The organism is uncultured Megasphaera sp. (assembly GCF_900539295.1).
Lineage (GTDB): Bacteria > Bacillota > Negativicutes > Veillonellales > Megasphaeraceae > Megasphaera.
Map to the genome: position 1 here is coordinate 1 of NZ_UQBH01000039.1, position 16255 is coordinate 16255.

Consider the following 16255-nt stretch of genomic DNA (forward strand, 5'->3'; position numbering starts at 1 on the left):
TCTTGACATAGTCAGCATGGCCCGGGCAGTCAACGTGTGCATAGTGACGGTTGTCTGTTTCATATTCAACGTGTGCCGTGTTGATTGTAATACCACGTTCACGTTCTTCCGGAGCCTTGTCGATATCGGCATAGTCTTCGAATTTAGCGTAGCCTTTATCAGCCAAAACTTTGGTGATAGCTGCCGTCAATGTCGTTTTGCCGTGGTCGACGTGACCGATCGTGCCAATGTTGACATGCGGTTTGGTTCTTTCAAAATGTTCTTTAGCCATTTGTTGTTCCTCCAGTGTGATTTAAATTATATTAGGCGATTAGCCTTTTTCACTGATGACTTTTTCAGCTACGTTCTTAGGAACTTCTTCGTAGTGGTCAAAGGTCATCGTATAAACGCCACGGCCCTGCGTACGGGAACGCAAATCCGTTGCATAGCCAAACATTTCTGCCAGCGGTACGAAGGCGTTGATATGTTCTGCACCGGAGCGCATTTCCATACCTTCGACACGACCACGGCGGGAGTTGAGGTCGCCGATAACGTCGCCCATGTATTCTTCAGGAACGACAACTTCGACTTTCGTATACGGTTCGAGGAGAACCGGATCGGCTTTGCGGGCGCCATCTTTGAAGCCCATGGAGCCGGCAATCTTGAAGGCCATTTCCGAGGAGTCGACTTCATGGTAGGAGCCGTCATATACGGCAACTTTGATATCGACCATCGGGAAACCTGCCAAAACGCCTGTTTCCATTGCTTCTTTAACGCCGGCTTCAACAGAACCGATATATTCCTTAGGAATAGCGCCGCCAACGACTTTGTTTTCAAATTCGTAGCCTTTGCCCTGTTCCTGCGGAATGAGTTCGAGCCAGCAGTCGCCGTACTGACCACGGCCACCGGACTGACGTTTGAAGAAGCCGCGGGATTTGATTTCTTTGCGAATCGTTTCGCGGTAAGCAACCTGGGGTTTACCGACGTTGCAGTCTACTTTGAATTCGCGGGACATACGGTCGACGATGATATCCAAGTGGAGTTCGCCCATACCGGAGATGATGGTCTGACCCGTTTCAGCATCGGTCTTGACTTTGAAGGTTGGATCTTCTTCAGCCAGACGAGCCAGGGCAATGCCCATTTTTTCCTGGTCGGCTTTCGTCTTCGGTTCAACAGCGACAGAAATAACCGGATCAGGGAATTCCATCTTTTCGAGGATGATCGGATTCTTTTCATCGCAGAGGGTATCGCCTGTCGTCGTATCTTTTAAGCCTACGATACCGCCGATATCACCGGTATAAGCTTCTTGAACTTCTTCACGGTGGTTAGCGTGCATACGAAGGATACGGCCGACACGTTCTTTTTTACCCTTTGTCGAGTTATAAACGTAGGTGCCAGATTGGAGGATACCGGAGTAAACCCGGAAGAAAGCCATCTTGCCTACGAAGGGGTCAGCCATGATCTTGAATGCCAAGGCAGACAAAGGAGCCTTGTCATCAACAGCACGGGTTTCTTCTTCGTCCGTGTCGGGGTTGGTGCCTTTAACAGCCGGAATATCCAGCGGCGACGGCATGTAGTCGACAACGGCGTCGAGGAGCATCTGAATCCCTTTGTTTTTGTAAGCAGAACCGCAGAGGACGGGGAATATTTTATTCGAGCAAACGCCTTTGCGGATAGCAGCTTTCAGTTCATCGATGGCGATTTCTTCGCCTTCGAGGTATTTCATCATGAGTTCTTCATCGGTATCGCAAACAGCTTCAACCATGATATCATGATATTTTTTAGCTTCTTCTAATTCGTCTTCCGGAATATCAACGATTTCGATTTCTTTACCGAGAGCATCATCATAGACTTCTGCTTTCATGGTAATGAGGTCGATAATACCGCTGAACGTCGATTCAGCACCGATGGGGAGCTGAATAGCAACGGAATTAGCCTGAAGACGGTCTTTCATCATTTCGACAACGTTCAGGAAGTCAGCACCGGTCGTATCCATCTTGTTGACGAATGCGATACGGGGAACATGATAATGTTCAGCCTGACGCCATACCGTTTCCGACTGCGGTTCTACGCCGCCTTTAGCGGAGAAGACTGCAACAGCGCCGTCGAGTACGCGCAGGGAGCGTTCAACTTCAACCGTGAAGTCAACGTGCCCCGGGGTATCGATGATGTTGATGCGGTGGTCTTTCCAATGGGCTGTCGTAGCAGCAGACGTGATCGTAATGCCACGTTCCTGTTCCTGAGCCATCCAGTCCATGGTAGCAGCGCCATCATGAACTTCACCGATTTTGTGAACTCGGCCGGTGTAGAACAGAATACGTTCGGTTGTCGTGGTTTTACCAGCATCGATGTGAGCCATGATGCCAATATTTCTCGTTTTTTCCAAAGAAAATTCTCTTGGCACGGTTTTTTCCACTCCTCAAAAAATAATAAATATCGTAAACTACCAACGATAATGAGCGAAAGCTTTGTTAGCTTCTGCCATTTTATGAGTATCTTCCTTTTTCTTGATAGCAGCGCCTGTATTGTTGAAAGCGTCCATCAATTCGCCAGCGAGCTTTTCTTTCATCGTACGTTCGCCGCGTTTACGGGCATAGCCAACAGTCCAGCGGATGCCGAGGGACAAACGACGGTCCGCACGTACTTCAACAGGAACCTGGTAGTTAGCACCGCCGACACGACGAGCGCGGACTTCCAGGACAGGCATAACGTTGTTGAGAGCCTGTTCAAATACTTCCAAAGGATCTTTATTCATTTTCGAACGGATGATGTCGAAAGCATCGTAAACGATGGTTTCAGCGACACCTTTTTTGCCGTCCAACATAACTTTGTTGATGAAGCGCGTCACCAATTTGGAATGGTACACCGGATCCGGCAGCACATCACGCTTCGCAACGGGGCCTTTTCTTGGCATGTCTAATTCCTCCTCTATATTGTGTATGTCATCTGATTCATCTTAATGGCAAATCTTATTTGCCTTTTTTAGCGCCGTATTTCGAACGGGACTGCTGACGATCTGCAACGCCAGCTGTATCCAAAGCACCGCGGACGATATGATAACGTACACCAGGAAGGTCTTTGACACGACCGCCTCTGATTAATACAACACTGTGTTCCTGTAAATTGTGACCAATGCCAGGAATATAAGCTGTTACTTCGATAGAGTTCGTCAAGCGAACACGGGCAACTTTACGCAGAGCCGAGTTAGGTTTCTTCGGGGTAGCAGTGTATACACGGGTGCAGACACCACGTTTCTGCGGGCTGTTTTTCAAAGCCGGCGCATTCGATTTGGTTAAAGCAACCTGACGTCCTTTACGAACTAATTGGCTGATTGTTGGCATGTGGGCACCTCCTCTCCAAACAATTAGATTTATAATGTAATCATCAACGAGCAGAGCTCATAAGATGATATTACCAAAAGTTATTTCAACAAGCCTACGGCCGCTGCTTTTACTTTAATATGGCAGGCCACTCCCAGCTCTGCCATGGTATACGTGCGGTCGACAGGAATGTCAGCCCCTTCAGATGCTTCAATAAGCGGGGCTACAACTTGTTCATCGCAGTCTTTGGCGATGTACAACTGTGTGACTTCGTTTCGTTTCATTGCCTTCAAAGTTTGCTTGGCTCCGACCGTTTTACGGGCACCAGCAGCTGCATCTAAGCTCACGAAACCTCACTCCTTACGTCTTGCAAATTAGGCGCAATGGTCTCATTGCGACACTTAGATATTTTATCATCACGGTAATTATCTGTCAATGTATTTTTTGGTAAAAACTGCGTAACCAGTACACCTTTTATTACACGCATCCTGGTGTTCCATGTGCCCTTTGGGATTTTTTTGATAAATCAAAATCATCCCGCTTTTTCAAAAAAGAAAAAGAGCCCTCTTGCGAGGGCTCCTTCCATCTTAGTGTCCGGCTTCCGGTGCTTCTACAGCACTTTCAGGGGCATCTACGGGATTGCCGTCTTCATCTTCATAGCTGATAGTGGGGACGGTCTTTACAACTTTTACTTTGCGGTAGCGGCTCATGCCAGTCCCAGCCGGGATGAGTTTACCGATAATGACGTTTTCTTTAAGGCCTAAGAGCGGATCGATCTTGCCTTTGATAGCGGCATCGGTCAGGACACGTGTCGTTTCCTGGAAGGATGCAGCCGACAGGAAGGAATCCGTTGCCAGTGCGGCCTTGGTGATACCGAGAAGCATCGGTTTGCCGATGGCGGTCTTGCCGCCGTTGTTGGCAATGCGCTTGTTCATATCTTCAAAGATATTGACGTCGATATAATCGCCCGGCAATACATCTGCATCTCCGGATTCTTCAATCTTCATCTTGCGCAGCATCTGGCGAACGATGACTTCGATGTGCTTATCGTTGATACCAACACCCTGGGATTTGTATACCTTCTGTACTTCGTATACCAGGTAGCGCTGTGTTGCTTCGACGCCCTGGATACGCAGGATATCATGGGGGTTGATGGAGCCGGCCGTAATACGGCTGCCCTTTTCGATGACATCGCCTTCGTGTACGACGAGATGCGAACCGAAGGGAATGGTGTAACTCCGTTCTTCGCCGTCTTTGGAGAGGACGTGAACGATGTTGATGTCGTGATGGTCTTCTTTTTCCGTAATCGATACGGTACCGCTGATTTCCGTGACGATAGCGTTGCCCTTCGGCTTACGAGCTTCGAACAATTCTTCGACACGAGGAAGACCCTGGGTAATATCGCCGGCCGATGCAACGCCGCCTGTATGGAAGGTACGCATCGTCAGCTGTGTGCCCGGTTCGCCGATGGACTGGGCTGCAATGGTGCCGACCGATTCGCCGACATTGACCTTGCCGCCAGTACCGAGGTCGCGGCCATAGCACTTAGCGCAGACACCGTAACGGCTGTGGCAGGTAAGGACGCTGCGGATCCGGACGGTATCGTAATATTTAGCAATTTCTTTCGCCTGGTCAGCCATGATTTCCTCATTGAGGGCAACGATGACAGCACCCGTTTCCGGATTGACCAGGGTTTCAGCAGCCGTACGGCCTTCGATCCGTTCTTCGAGCGGTTCGATGACGCCGTTGCCTTCGACGATGGCCGTGACTTCTACGCCGCGGATATCGTTGTTGCGGGCCTTGACTTCCTTGACATCACTGCTCAGGATGCGATCGATAGCATCTTCCGTAAGGGGCGTGCCCTTCGCGCAGATTTCAATGCCATTGGAGTCGATGACGGCTTCTTCAATCGTCTTGCCGAGCATGTTTTCCGCCATGGATTTGCGGATAGCTGCCCGGAAGCCTTCTTCCGGTGCGCCGAGGGAAACCGTTTCGATGACGTTGGTATGATTTAGGTCATCGTTGATATCCATCTGGCTGCCGCGGAGGTAAAGTTTGGCAACCTGGTGTTCAATGATCGTATCCATGTCGTCATTGGTCAGGAGATGTTCAGCTTCAAATACAGCTTCACCCGTTTCCGGATCAACGGCGTCACGGGCCAGGACGCGGCCGATGAGCTTGTCGCGAAGGAGGTTAACAGCCTGGCGGCAGGAGCTTGCCAAGCGTGCCCGTTCGCGGACGAGGTCGATGCCGAATACGTCGCAGTCGTCTTCACGGACGATGACATCCTGGGAGACGTCGACGAGACGGCGGGTCAGGTAACCCGAGTCAGCTGTACGAAGAGCCGTATCAGCCAAACCTTTACGAGCACCGTGAGAAGAGGTGAAGTAGTCCAATACGGACAGGCCTTCACGGAAGTTTGCCTTGATCGGCAAGTCGATGATACGACCGGACGGGTCAGCCATCAGACCACGCATGCCGGCAACCTGACGAATCTGCTGTTTATTACCACGAGCACCGGAGTCAGCCATCATGAAGATCGAGTTGAACGGATCCATGTTATCCATCATGACTTCCGTAACATCGTCGGTCGCTTTTTCCCAAATAGCACAAGTCTTGCGGTACCGTTCGTCTTCCGTAATGAGGCCGCGCTGGTACATGGTAGATACGTTCTGTACCTGCTTGTCGGCAGCGCCGAGGATGCCCCATTTTTCATCCGGAATCTGAATGTCCGAAATAGCGATGGACATACCGGCCTGACGAGCATAGTGATAGCCGATAGCTTTGATGTTATCGAGGAGTTCAGCCGTCTTGGTGTTGCCAAAGAGGTGGAAGCAGGCATCGACGAGTTTGCCGATTTCCTTCTTGTTCATGAGGACGCCGAGGCAGTCGACGTCGACATATTCCTTACCTTCCTTGAAGGCAGCGACAGCATCTTTATCAATTTTATGTTTCGGAAGCTGACGAACGGCCATGAGGTCGATGCCGAAAGCTTCTTTCAACTGGGAGAAACCATAATCTAAGATATGACCGTCTTCACCTTTAACTTTGATGAAGTGTGTCCAGTCGATAACGCCGTTTTCATAGGCAAAGACGACATCCTTAGGGTCGTCGAATACCATGACCTTATCCGTGTGGAAGAGGCGCAGCGGTTCATAGATCTGGTAGTTGTACAAGAGTTTACCTGCCGTCGTTTCGATGAGGCCGTGGCCCGGAATACGGACTTTAATCAAGGCTTCAATATCGATGACTTTGGCATCATAAGCCAGCATGACTTCATCGTAATCGGAGAAGATCTTGCCTTCACCTTTCGCAGACGGTTTAACCAAGGTCAGGTAGTAAGCACCGAGAACCATGTCCTGTGTCGGAACGGCAACTGGCTTACCGTCTTTCGGAGCCAGGATGTTGTGCGACGACAGCATGAGGGTACGGGCTTCGGACTGAGCTTCTACAGACAGCGGCAGATGGCAGGCCATCTGGTCACCGTCAAAGTCGGCGTTGAAAGCCGTGCAGACCAAAGGATGGAGTTTAATAGCCCGGCCTTCCCAAAGGACCGGTTCAAAAGCCTGAATGCCCAAGCGATGCAGTGTCGGAGCACGGTTCAAGAGAACCGGATGTTCCTTGATAACGTCTTCGAGGACGTCCCATACTTCATTGCTGACGCGTTCGACTTTTTTCTTAGCGTTTTTAATGTTGGTGGCAATTTCTTTTTCAACAAGCTTTTTCATGACGAAAGGCTTGAAGAGTTCCAAAGCCATTTCCTTCGGAAGACCGCACTGATGCATCTTCATTTCAGGACCAACAACGATAACCGAACGGCCGGAGTAGTCGACACGTTTACCGAGCAAGTTCTGACGGAAACGGCCCTGCTTCCCTTTCAGCATATCAGAGAGGGATTTGAGGGGACGATTGCCGGGGCCCGTAACAGGGCGGCCGCGGCGGCCATTATCGATGAGAGCGTCGACAGCTTCCTGAAGCATGCGCTTTTCATTGCGGACGATGATGTCCGGCGCACCCAATTCAAGAAGGCGGCTCAAGCGGTTGTTTCGGTTAATGACTCGGCGATACAGGTCGTTCAGGTCGGACGTTGCAAAACGGCCGCCGTCGAGCTGGACCATGGGGCGCAGTTCCGGCGGAATGACCGGAATGACATCCATGACCATCCATTCCGGTTTATTACCGGAATGACGGAAAGCTTCAACGACTTCCAGGCGGCGGATCGCGCGGACGCGGCGCTGGCCCGAAGAGTCACGGAGTTCTTCGCGCAGCTCTTTATCGAGCTGGTCGAGGTCGAGTCCCTGAAGGAGCTCTTTAATCGCAGCGGCACCCATGCCGACGCGGAATTTATCGCCGTACAAGTCGAGATACTGGCGATATTCCGTTTCCGTCATCAGCTGCTGCTTCTGAAGAGATGTATCACCCGGATCAAGGACAATGTACGAAGCAAAGTATAAGACTTTTTCCAGCGAACGGGGCGAAATATCGAGAATCAGCCCCATCCGGCTGGGAATGCCTTTAAAATACCAAATATGAGAAACAGGTGTAGCCAATTTAATATGGCCCATCCGTTCGCGACGGACTTTGGCGCGCGTGACTTCGACGCCGCAGCGATCGCAGACGACACCTTTATACCGGATACGTTTATATTTACCGCAATGGCATTCCCAGTCCTTCGTCGGCCCAAAAATGCGTTCGCAGAACAACCCATCCCGTTCCGGTTTTAATGTACGGTAGTTGATCGTTTCTGGTTTCTTGACTTCCCCATGAGACCATTCGAGAATCTTTTCGGGCGAAGCAAGGCCAATCCGCATGGAATCGAATTCATTCACATCAAGCACTAATACCGCTCCCTTCTATCGACTCGTTATTCATCATCGTCAGTAGTATCATCATCGTCAGCCTGTTCTGCTTCGGCAACGGCATCGAGGCTCATAGCACTCATGACGTCATCTTCGTCGCCATTGGCAACGGGTTCCTGACCGTCATCTTCGCCTTCTTCATCACTGCCTTCGACCGGTACTGCCGGAGTTCCCGAACCGTTGTCACCTTCCATGACACGACGGAGTTCGTCGTTCTTTTCCGGTTCCGTTTCATCGTCTTCGTCCAATTCCTTGATGACGACTTCATCGCCGTCTTCATTGAGGATCTGAACGTCGAGGCCGATAGCCTGAAGTTCTTTCAAGAGAACCTTGAACGATTCCGGTACGCCCGGTTCAGGAATGTTTTCACCTTTGACGATCTTTTCGTAAGCCTTGACACGGCCGACGACATCGTCAGATTTAACCGTAAGCATTTCCTGGAGGGTATAGGCTGCGCCATAGGCTTCCAGAGCCCAAACTTCCATTTCCCCGAAACGCTGGCCGCCGAACTGGGCTTTACCGCCGAGAGGCTGCTGCGTAACCAAGGAGTACGGGCCTGTCGAACGAGCATGGATCTTATCGTCGACGAGGTGATGCAGTTTCAGGAAGTATGTATAGCCGACAGTGACGCGGCGGTCCATCGGTTCGCCGGTACGACCGTCGTAGAGGACGGACTTTCCGTCACTGGGGAGACCTGCGATTTCGAGTGCGTTAAATACATCTTCAGCCTGAGCACCGTCAAAGACCGGTGTGGCAATGTGAATCCCGGCTACATCAGGCTTCGGCATGCCGTATTTATCAAAATCATAGCCGGCAGCACGCAGTCTTTCTTCCAAGCCCGGATCCATGTCCTTGATCTGTCTGCCCAATTCGTGAACAGCCCAGCCAAGGTGAGTTTCCAAAATCTGACCGATATTCATACGAGAAGGTACGCCCAAAGGATTCAGGACGATCTGAACCGGCGTGCCATCGGGCAGGAACGGCATGTCTTCCTGGCGCATGACGCGGGAGACGACACCTTTGTTACCATGACGGCCGGACATCTTGTCACCTTCATGGATCTTACGTTTCTGAGCGATATAGACGCGGACCAGGCGGGTTACGCCAGGCGGCAGTTCGTCATTGTTTTCACGGGAGAATACCCGAACGTTGACGACCTTACCCGATTCACCGTGAGGAACACGCAGGGACGTATCGCGGACTTCACGTTCCTTGTCGCCGAAGATAGCGCGCAGGAGACGTTCTTCCGGAGTCAGTTCCGTTTCGCCTTTCGGCGTAACTTTCCCGACCAGTACGTCGCCGGGGAAAACGTCGGCACCGATCATGATAATCCCGTTTTCATCGAGGTTCTTCGTGCTTTCTTCGCTGACATTGGGGATTTCACGGGTAATTTCTTCAGAGCCGAGTTTCGTATCGCGGGCATCGCATTCATATTCTTCAATATGGATGGATGTATAGAGATCGTTCTTCGGCAGCTCTTCACTGAGGAGAACGGCGTCTTCGTAGTTGTAGCCTTCCCAAGGCATGTAAGCTACGAGGATATTGTAACCGAGGGCTAATTCGCCGCCGTCAGTTGCCATGCCGTCGGCAAGGACCTGACCTTCGGTAACGACTTCGTTCTTATAAACCAAGGGACGCTGGTTGATGCAGGTACTCTGGTTGGAACGAACGAATTTAATCAGTTTATATGTATCAATAGAACCGGAGTCGGTGCGGACTTCGATGGTATCGCCCGTAACGCGGGATACGACGCCGCTGTGTTTTGCCAATACGCAGACACCGGAGTCGCAGGCGGCCTTGTATTCCATACCGGTACCGACGAGCGGAGCCTGTGTACGGAGAAGAGGCACGGCCTGACGCTGCATGTTCGCACCCATGAGGGCACGGTTAGCATCGTCGTTTTCGAGGAAGGGGATCATCGAGGTACCGACAGATACGACTTCCTTCGGCGATACGTCCATGAAGTCGACGCGGTCAGCCCGGAATTCACGAGTATCTTCACCGTGACGGCAGGCAACGCGTTCGTTGACAAAATGACCATCTTCGGTAAGCGGTTCGTTAGCCTGGGCAATGACGTACTGTTCTTCTTCATCAGCCGTAATATAGTAAACTTTTTCCGTTACGACGCCCGTTTCTTTATCGACGCGGCGGTACGGAGCTTCAATGAAACCGAATTCATTGACCTGACCGAAACAAGCCAGGGAGGAAATAAGACCGATATTCGGACCTTCCGGCGTTTCTACCGGGCACATACGGCCATAGTGCGAATGGTGGACGTCGCGGACTTCAAAGCCTGCGCGTTCACGGGACAAGCCGCCGGGACCGAGGGCGCTCAGACGGCGTTTATGCGTAATTTCAGCCAAAGGATTCGTCTGGTCCATGAACTGGGACAGCTGGCTGGAACCGAAGAATTCTTTAATAGCTGCTACGACAGGACGAATATTGATCAGAATCTGCGGCGTAATGCTTTCGGCATCCTGAATCGTCATGCGTTCGCGGACGACACGTTCCATACGGGTAAGGCCGATACGGAACTGGTTCTGAAGGAGTTCGCCGACGCAGCGCAGACGACGGTTGCCCAAATGGTCGATATCATCGACAGTACCAAAGCCGTCCATCAAATTGAGAAGATAGCCGATATGGGCGATGATGTCTTCCCGGGTAATGGTCCGGTGGTCATAAGGCAAATCGCTGTTGTTGCAGATGACCTTGTAGACAGAGCCATCCTGTTTTTCAACGAAAGCTTCGACTAAGCCGCCGCCGTCACCGAGAGGTGCATCGGCTGCGATTTCGCGGTGGAACACACCGCTTTCACGGATTTTTTCAACTTCTGCCGAGCCGATTTCCGTATGGGCATCGACGATGATTTCCCCCGTTTCCGGATTGACGATCGGTTCGTGAAGGGTCAGGCCGAAGAGACGGCGTTCCCAGCCGAGTTTCTTACCGGCTTTATAGCGGCCGACACGAGCCATATCATAGCGGCGCGGGTCGAAGAACAAGCCTTCAAAGAGATTGCGGGCGCTTTCAACGGTCGGCGGTTCACCGGGGCGGAGTTTTTTATAGATTTCAATTAAGGCTTCGTCCTGATTTTCCGTCGTATCTTTTTCAAAAGTAGCCTTCAGGCGCTTGTCATCGAAAAAGAGATCGAGGATATCCGAATTGGACGCCCAGCCCAAGGCACGGATGAGAACCGTAACAGGAATCTTACGGTTGCGGTCAATACGGGCATAGATAATATCGTTGGCATCTGTTTCGAGTTCAATCCAGGCGCCGCGGTTCGGAATGACCGTCGAGTTATAAAGGCGGATACCCATCGGGTCAATTTCACGGCCGTAGTACACACCGGGAGAACGAACGAGCTGGCTGACGATAACACGTTCTGCCCCATTGATAATGAAAGTGCCTGTGTCAGTAATCAGAGGGAAATCACCCATGAATACTTCCTGGTCCTTAATTTCACCTGTTTCGTGGTTGACAAGACGGATTTGGACTCGGAGCGGTGCGGCATAAGTCGTATCGCATTCCTTACATTCACGAATATCGTACTTCGGTTCCCCTAATTTAAAACCCTCAAAGGATAAAGACAGGTTGCCCGATGCATCTTCGATAGGAGAAATGTCTTTGAAGATATCTTTAAGTCCCTTTTCAAGGAACCATTCGTAGGATTTATTCTGTAAATCCAACAAATGAGGCATTTTCAAGACCTCGTTAATCTTAGCATATGTGTATCGAGTCCTTTTCCCTACTTGTACAGGTTTGAACATGCTGATTCTTCACCCCTTATAAAAAGTAAACCATTATGATCGCGTCGAACGCGTCGTACAGCGCTTCATAAAGCGACAAAAAAGCAAGGCTCTTAGAGACATTGAACCTTGCTTAATTTTTTGCTCACCGGAAGCGTTTCCTCCATGCATCTCATAACATCAATTGAACATTCTGCAATAAGTTATTATAGCATATAGAAAATTTTCCGTCAATATTAAATTTTAAATATTTTTGACAGCCCCTCACTGCTGAACGCGAGCCAAGGTGTACTTCTTCTTGCCCTTGCGGACGATGACGAATTTCCCGTTCGAATTCTTATGAGGCTTTACGATTTCGTCGAGGCCGGTAACTTTGACACCGTTGATAGTGACGGCACCGTTGGTAATGTCTTCACGGGCCTGGCGCTTCGACTTGTAGATGTTGGCATCGATGAGCCAGTTAACGACGTCTTTTTCCTCGTTGGAGACGTCGACGGTCGGCATCTTGCCAAAGGCCTGTTCCAGTTCATGTTCCGACAGATCGGCGATGCTGCCGTGGTAGAGGGCTTCCGTAATATTCTGAGCTTCCTTCAGGGCTTCCGGGCTGTGAACGAAGGTCGTGACTTCTTCAGCCAAACGGCGCTGAGCCAAGCGTTTTTCCGGTTCTTTTTCAACGGCTTCCGCCAAGGCGTCGATTTCTTCCTTGCTGAGGAAGGTGAAGTATTTCAAGTATTTGATGACGTCGGCGTCGTCCTGGTTGAGCCAGAACTGATAGAATTCGAAGGGCGACGTCTTTTCCGGATCGAGCCAAACGGCACCGCCGGCAGTCTTGCCGAATTTCGTGCCGTCCGATTTCAGCATGAGGGGAATGGTGAGGCCGAAGGCCTTAGCTTCGCTGCCGTGCATCTTGCGGATCGTGTCGATGCCGGCCGTAATGTTCCCCCACTGATCGGCACCGCCGATTTGGAGCTGAACGTCGTTATTCGAGAAGAGATGCTCAAAGTCGATGGACTGGAGTATCTGGTAGGAGAATTCCGTAAAGGAAATACCCGCTTCCAGACGGCTAGCAACGACTTCCTTGCTGAGCATGATATTGACGCTGAACAGTTTGCCGTAGTCGCGAAGGAATTCGAGAAGGCCGATCTTGCTGAGCCAGTCGTAGTTATTCACAAAGGTGATATTCTCTGAATCACCGAAGAGGTGGCTGAACTGGGCTTTTAACTTTTCTGCGTTGGCCTTGATGGTATCAATGGTCTGCAGCTGCCGTTCCGTCTTACGACCGCTGGGGTCACCGATGGTACCCGTACCGCCGCCGATGAGGACGAAAGGATGATGACCGGCATTGGCAAAGCGCTTGAGCATCATAAAGGGGATCAAATGACCGATATGCATGCTGTCGCCCGTCGGATCGACGCCGCAGTAAAGAGATACGCTTTTTTCTTCCGTCAGTTTGCGCAACCCTTCTTCATCTGTCATCTGATTGACGGCGCCGCGCCAAGACAATTCATCAATGATATTCATCGAATTCGCTCCTTTATTATAGAAAATGATAAGATACATTTCATTATAGCTATGCCTGTCCGTTCCGTCAATGAAGATTCCTTTAAATATTTTCCTATTGAGCAGGTTTTTCTAAAATAACGCCCTGACGGTAGGCCTGTAAGAGGGCCTTTAAGTCATCGATCATTTGAAGCAGCTTTTTCCCGTTATCCGTGTCACCGATCATGACTCGCTTCGGTTCCAGTTCGACCTGCGTCGATTCCGAGTCGATGTCGACGTTGTTCATCAACGCCTGGTAAACGTCTTCAAAGGGGTAATGGGATTTGATGCGGATGCCGTGGGAATTAAAGATCAGCGTATAGCCGGCGATTCCCGTCGAGCCCTGATAGGCCTTGCAGAAGCCGCCGTCGATGCAGATTTCTTTACCTTCAGCCCGGACAGGGCTTTCGCCCTTCTTTACCTTGACCGGCGTATGGCCGTTGATGATGTGACCTTGGGGCGAATCGATGCCGAATTCATGAAGGATTTTGATGCATTCATCCTTATCGCGGTTTAGGTGATAATAGGCATTTTGCGGTTCTTTCCACGTCGATTCATCAACGATATAGCTGCGTTCAAGGGTCTTTACGATACGTCCTGAAACGGGCGAGTCGGCGCCGCACCACAGATACCACATAAAGTCCAGGCTGTCCATATCGCGCTGGTCATAGGCCTTGCGGATCAGGTGCTCGATCTTATCCATAAAGGCCCGGCCCTTATACGGCTTCCCTTCAAGATAAACTTCTTTAAAACTGCCGTCCGGATTGAGGGGCAGGCCGCCGTGGAACAAGAGATTGTTGTTCATGCAGCGGTACAGCGAACCGTGGCTGTAGAGGAAACGGATATGGCGCTGAAGGCGTTCGCTTTCCATAAACTCCAGTTGGATGTCATTCATCAATTGATGTTCTTCCGGCGACAAGGTATAGGGATCCAGTGGATTGACCGTCGGAAAATCCTTAGTCTTCAACTCATAGGTATTGCCGTCCAAGGTAACCGTACCTTTTTCCCAATCGAATTTATGGAACATGAGCCGATCATCCATGTTGTAGTCGGGATGGCGGTAAATGGTCTGGCCTTCCAGTTTGGCTACGATGACATTGATAGCCTTGACCATCGGTTCGATGCCATCATTTTCCTTATATGTCTTCATGGCGAAGAGGGCAAAGGGCCGCAGGCTGATACCATAGCCGTTTTCAAGAATTTCCATATTATGGTAACGAATATTGTTGCGCAGGACGTTGGCAATGCAGGCCAAATTGCCGGCAGCGGCGCCCATCCAAAGGACGTCGTGATTGCCCCACTGGATATCCAGTGAATGGTGTTCCATCAAGGTGTCGACAATCTTATCGGCATGAGCCCCGCGGTCATAGATGTCGCCGATGATATGCAGGTGGTCTACTGCCAGCCGCTTGATGAGGGCAGCTAAGGCATAGATGAATTGGCGGGTGCTGCCAGTCTCCAAAATCGTATCGAGAATTTTTCGATGGTAGACCAACTGATTCTGGTCTTCATCAGGCTGAGCATGGATCAATTCGTCGATGATGAATCGGAAGGCTTCCGGCGTAGCCTTACGCACCTTAGAACGGGTATATTTAGAAGACAAAAGCTTAGCCAGGTCGATCATCCGTTCCAGCGTCGTCCGGGCCCACTCACTCGTAACCTTTCCTTCACGATAGAGCATGTTCAGCTTTTCTTTCGGATAATAAATGAGGGTCAAAAGACTGTCCTGTTCCGCTTTATTCATCTTATCCGAAAAAATCATCTCTACCTTTTCACGAATGACGCCGGAGCAGTTGTTCAGAATATGATAGAAAGCACCGTATTCACCATGAAGGTCACTCATAAAGTGTTCCGTTCCTTTCGGCAAATTGACGATAGCCTGCAAATTAATGATTTCTGTAAAGGTTGCTGCCTGGGTCGGATAGTCTTTGGCCAAGAGTTCCAAATACCGCAGATATTCAGCAGAATAGGTATCGTACATCCCCATTTAAGTACCCCTCTTTTCATTATAGTGTATGTTGTATAACGTATATACCTCTTATTGTATACCATCGACACCAAAGTGACTAGATTTTTCTGCCTTTTTCATCGATTTCAAAATGAGTATGAGCTCATCTCATTTATGTATCAAAATCATCTTACAGTTAATTTTAATGCATAGATGCGCTTTAACCTGTTGAAACTCCCCTTGACTCCCTTAAAAGCCCTTGAATTTTCACACTTTTTTTCGCATAGCGACAAATCAATGCCGCAATGGAAAAATATTTTCCGCATTGTGGTGTTTTCAAGACCGAAAAAACATGCTATTATGTAATCGTAGAAATCAGTTTTAGGTATAACTATTTTAAATGAGGTGACTACATTATGAACAAGTATTTGCAATCTGTTATTGAAAACGTCCGTGCTAAACATGCCAACGAGCCAGAATTCGTCCAGACCATTGAAGAAGTTTTGAGCTCCCTCGACGTCGTCGTCGAAAAACATCCGGAATACGAAAAGTACGACCTGATCAGCCGCTTGGTTGAACCGGAACGCCAGTTCACATTCCGCGTCGTCTGGGAAGACGATAACGGCAACTATCACACCAACACCGGCTACCGCGTCCAGTTCAACGGCGCAATCGGGCCCTACAAAGGTGGTCTCCGCTTCCAGAAAAACGTTTACTCCGGCATCATCAAATTCTTGGGCTTTGAACAGATCTTCAAAAACGCTTTGACCGGCCTTCCTATCGGCGGCGGTAAAGGCGGTTCCGACTTCGACCCGACGGGCAAGTCCGACGCTGAAATCATGCGTTTCTGCCAGAGCTATATGCAGG

10 protein-coding genes are annotated in these 16255 nt (G+C 50.2%); 1 reads left to right on the top strand and 9 read right to left on the bottom strand.

The genetic code is table 11. From position 1 onward, the window contains the following. The 9 genes from QZQ46_RS10150 to QZQ46_RS10190 form a co-directional block, all read right to left on the bottom strand. Window positions 1-271 (bottom strand): GTP-binding protein (locus QZQ46_RS10150; protein WP_296829583.1); only part of this gene is annotated, 271 nt, incomplete at its 3' end. A 39-nt stretch (window positions 272-310) separates the two neighbouring features. Further along, entirely contained in the window at window positions 311-2383 is a 2073-nt protein-coding gene (gene fusA, locus QZQ46_RS10155; protein ID WP_296829585.1) for an elongation factor G, read from the bottom strand. Window positions 2384-2422: 39 nt separating this feature from the next. After that, complete coding sequence (gene rpsG / locus QZQ46_RS10160; RefSeq protein WP_296829588.1) at window positions 2423-2893, bottom strand: 30S ribosomal protein S7; 471 nt, start codon at window positions 2891-2893, stop codon at window positions 2423-2425. Between the two features lie 55 nt (window positions 2894-2948). Beyond that, the gene (gene rpsL, locus QZQ46_RS10165; protein WP_044505178.1) at window positions 2949-3320 is read right to left on the bottom strand and encodes a 30S ribosomal protein S12; all 372 of its coding nucleotides are present in this window, start codon (window positions 3318-3320) and stop codon (window positions 2949-2951) included. Between the two features lie 80 nt (window positions 3321-3400). After that, window positions 3401-3646: a ribosomal L7Ae/L30e/S12e/Gadd45 family protein gene (locus tag QZQ46_RS10170; RefSeq protein ID WP_296829592.1), complete on the bottom strand. Its 246-nt coding sequence runs from the start codon at window positions 3644-3646 to the stop codon at window positions 3401-3403. Between the two features lie 240 nt (window positions 3647-3886). Continuing rightward, window positions 3887-8137: a DNA-directed RNA polymerase subunit beta' gene (gene rpoC / locus QZQ46_RS10175; protein WP_296829595.1), complete on the bottom strand. Its 4251-nt coding sequence runs from the start codon at window positions 8135-8137 to the stop codon at window positions 3887-3889. 26 nt (window positions 8138-8163) lie between these two features. Further along, the gene (gene rpoB, locus QZQ46_RS10180) at window positions 8164-11922 is read right to left on the bottom strand and encodes a DNA-directed RNA polymerase subunit beta (protein WP_296829598.1); all 3759 of its coding nucleotides are present in this window, start codon (window positions 11920-11922) and stop codon (window positions 8164-8166) included. 243 nt (window positions 11923-12165) lie between these two features. Continuing rightward, entirely contained in the window at window positions 12166-13422 is a 1257-nt protein-coding gene (tyrS, locus tag QZQ46_RS10185; protein ID WP_296829601.1) for a tyrosine--tRNA ligase, read from the bottom strand. 94 nt (window positions 13423-13516) lie between these two features. Next, window positions 13517-15427 (bottom strand): fructose-1,6-bisphosphatase, encoded by a 1911-nt coding sequence (locus QZQ46_RS10190; protein ID WP_296829603.1) that lies wholly within the window; start codon window positions 15425-15427, stop codon window positions 13517-13519. 377 nt (window positions 15428-15804) lie between these two features. Between QZQ46_RS10190 and QZQ46_RS10195 the strand changes: the two genes are divergently transcribed. Continuing rightward, window positions 15805-16255, top strand: a 451-nt coding sequence (locus QZQ46_RS10195; protein ID WP_296829606.1) for a Glu/Leu/Phe/Val dehydrogenase dimerization domain-containing protein, incomplete at its 3' end; no start/stop codon positions are given.

Bases quoted from the DNA above. Each gene is read 5' to 3' on its own strand.
- rpsL (WP_044505178.1), bottom strand. From the start codon at position 3,320: ATGCCAACAATCAGCCAATTAGTTCGTAAAGGACGTCAGGTTGCTTTA.
- rpoB (WP_296829598.1), bottom strand. From the start codon at position 11,922: ATGTTCAAACCTGTACAAGTAGGGAAAAGGACTCGATACACATATGCT.
- tyrS (WP_296829601.1), bottom strand. From the start codon at position 13,422: ATGAATATCATTGATGAATTGTCTTGGCGCGGCGCCGTCAATCAGATG.
- QZQ46_RS10190 (WP_296829603.1), bottom strand. From the start codon at position 15,427: ATGGGGATGTACGATACCTATTCTGCTGAATATCTGCGGTATTTGGAA.
- rpsG (WP_296829588.1), bottom strand. From the start codon at position 2,893: ATGCCAAGAAAAGGCCCCGTTGCGAAGCGTGATGTGCTGCCGGATCCG.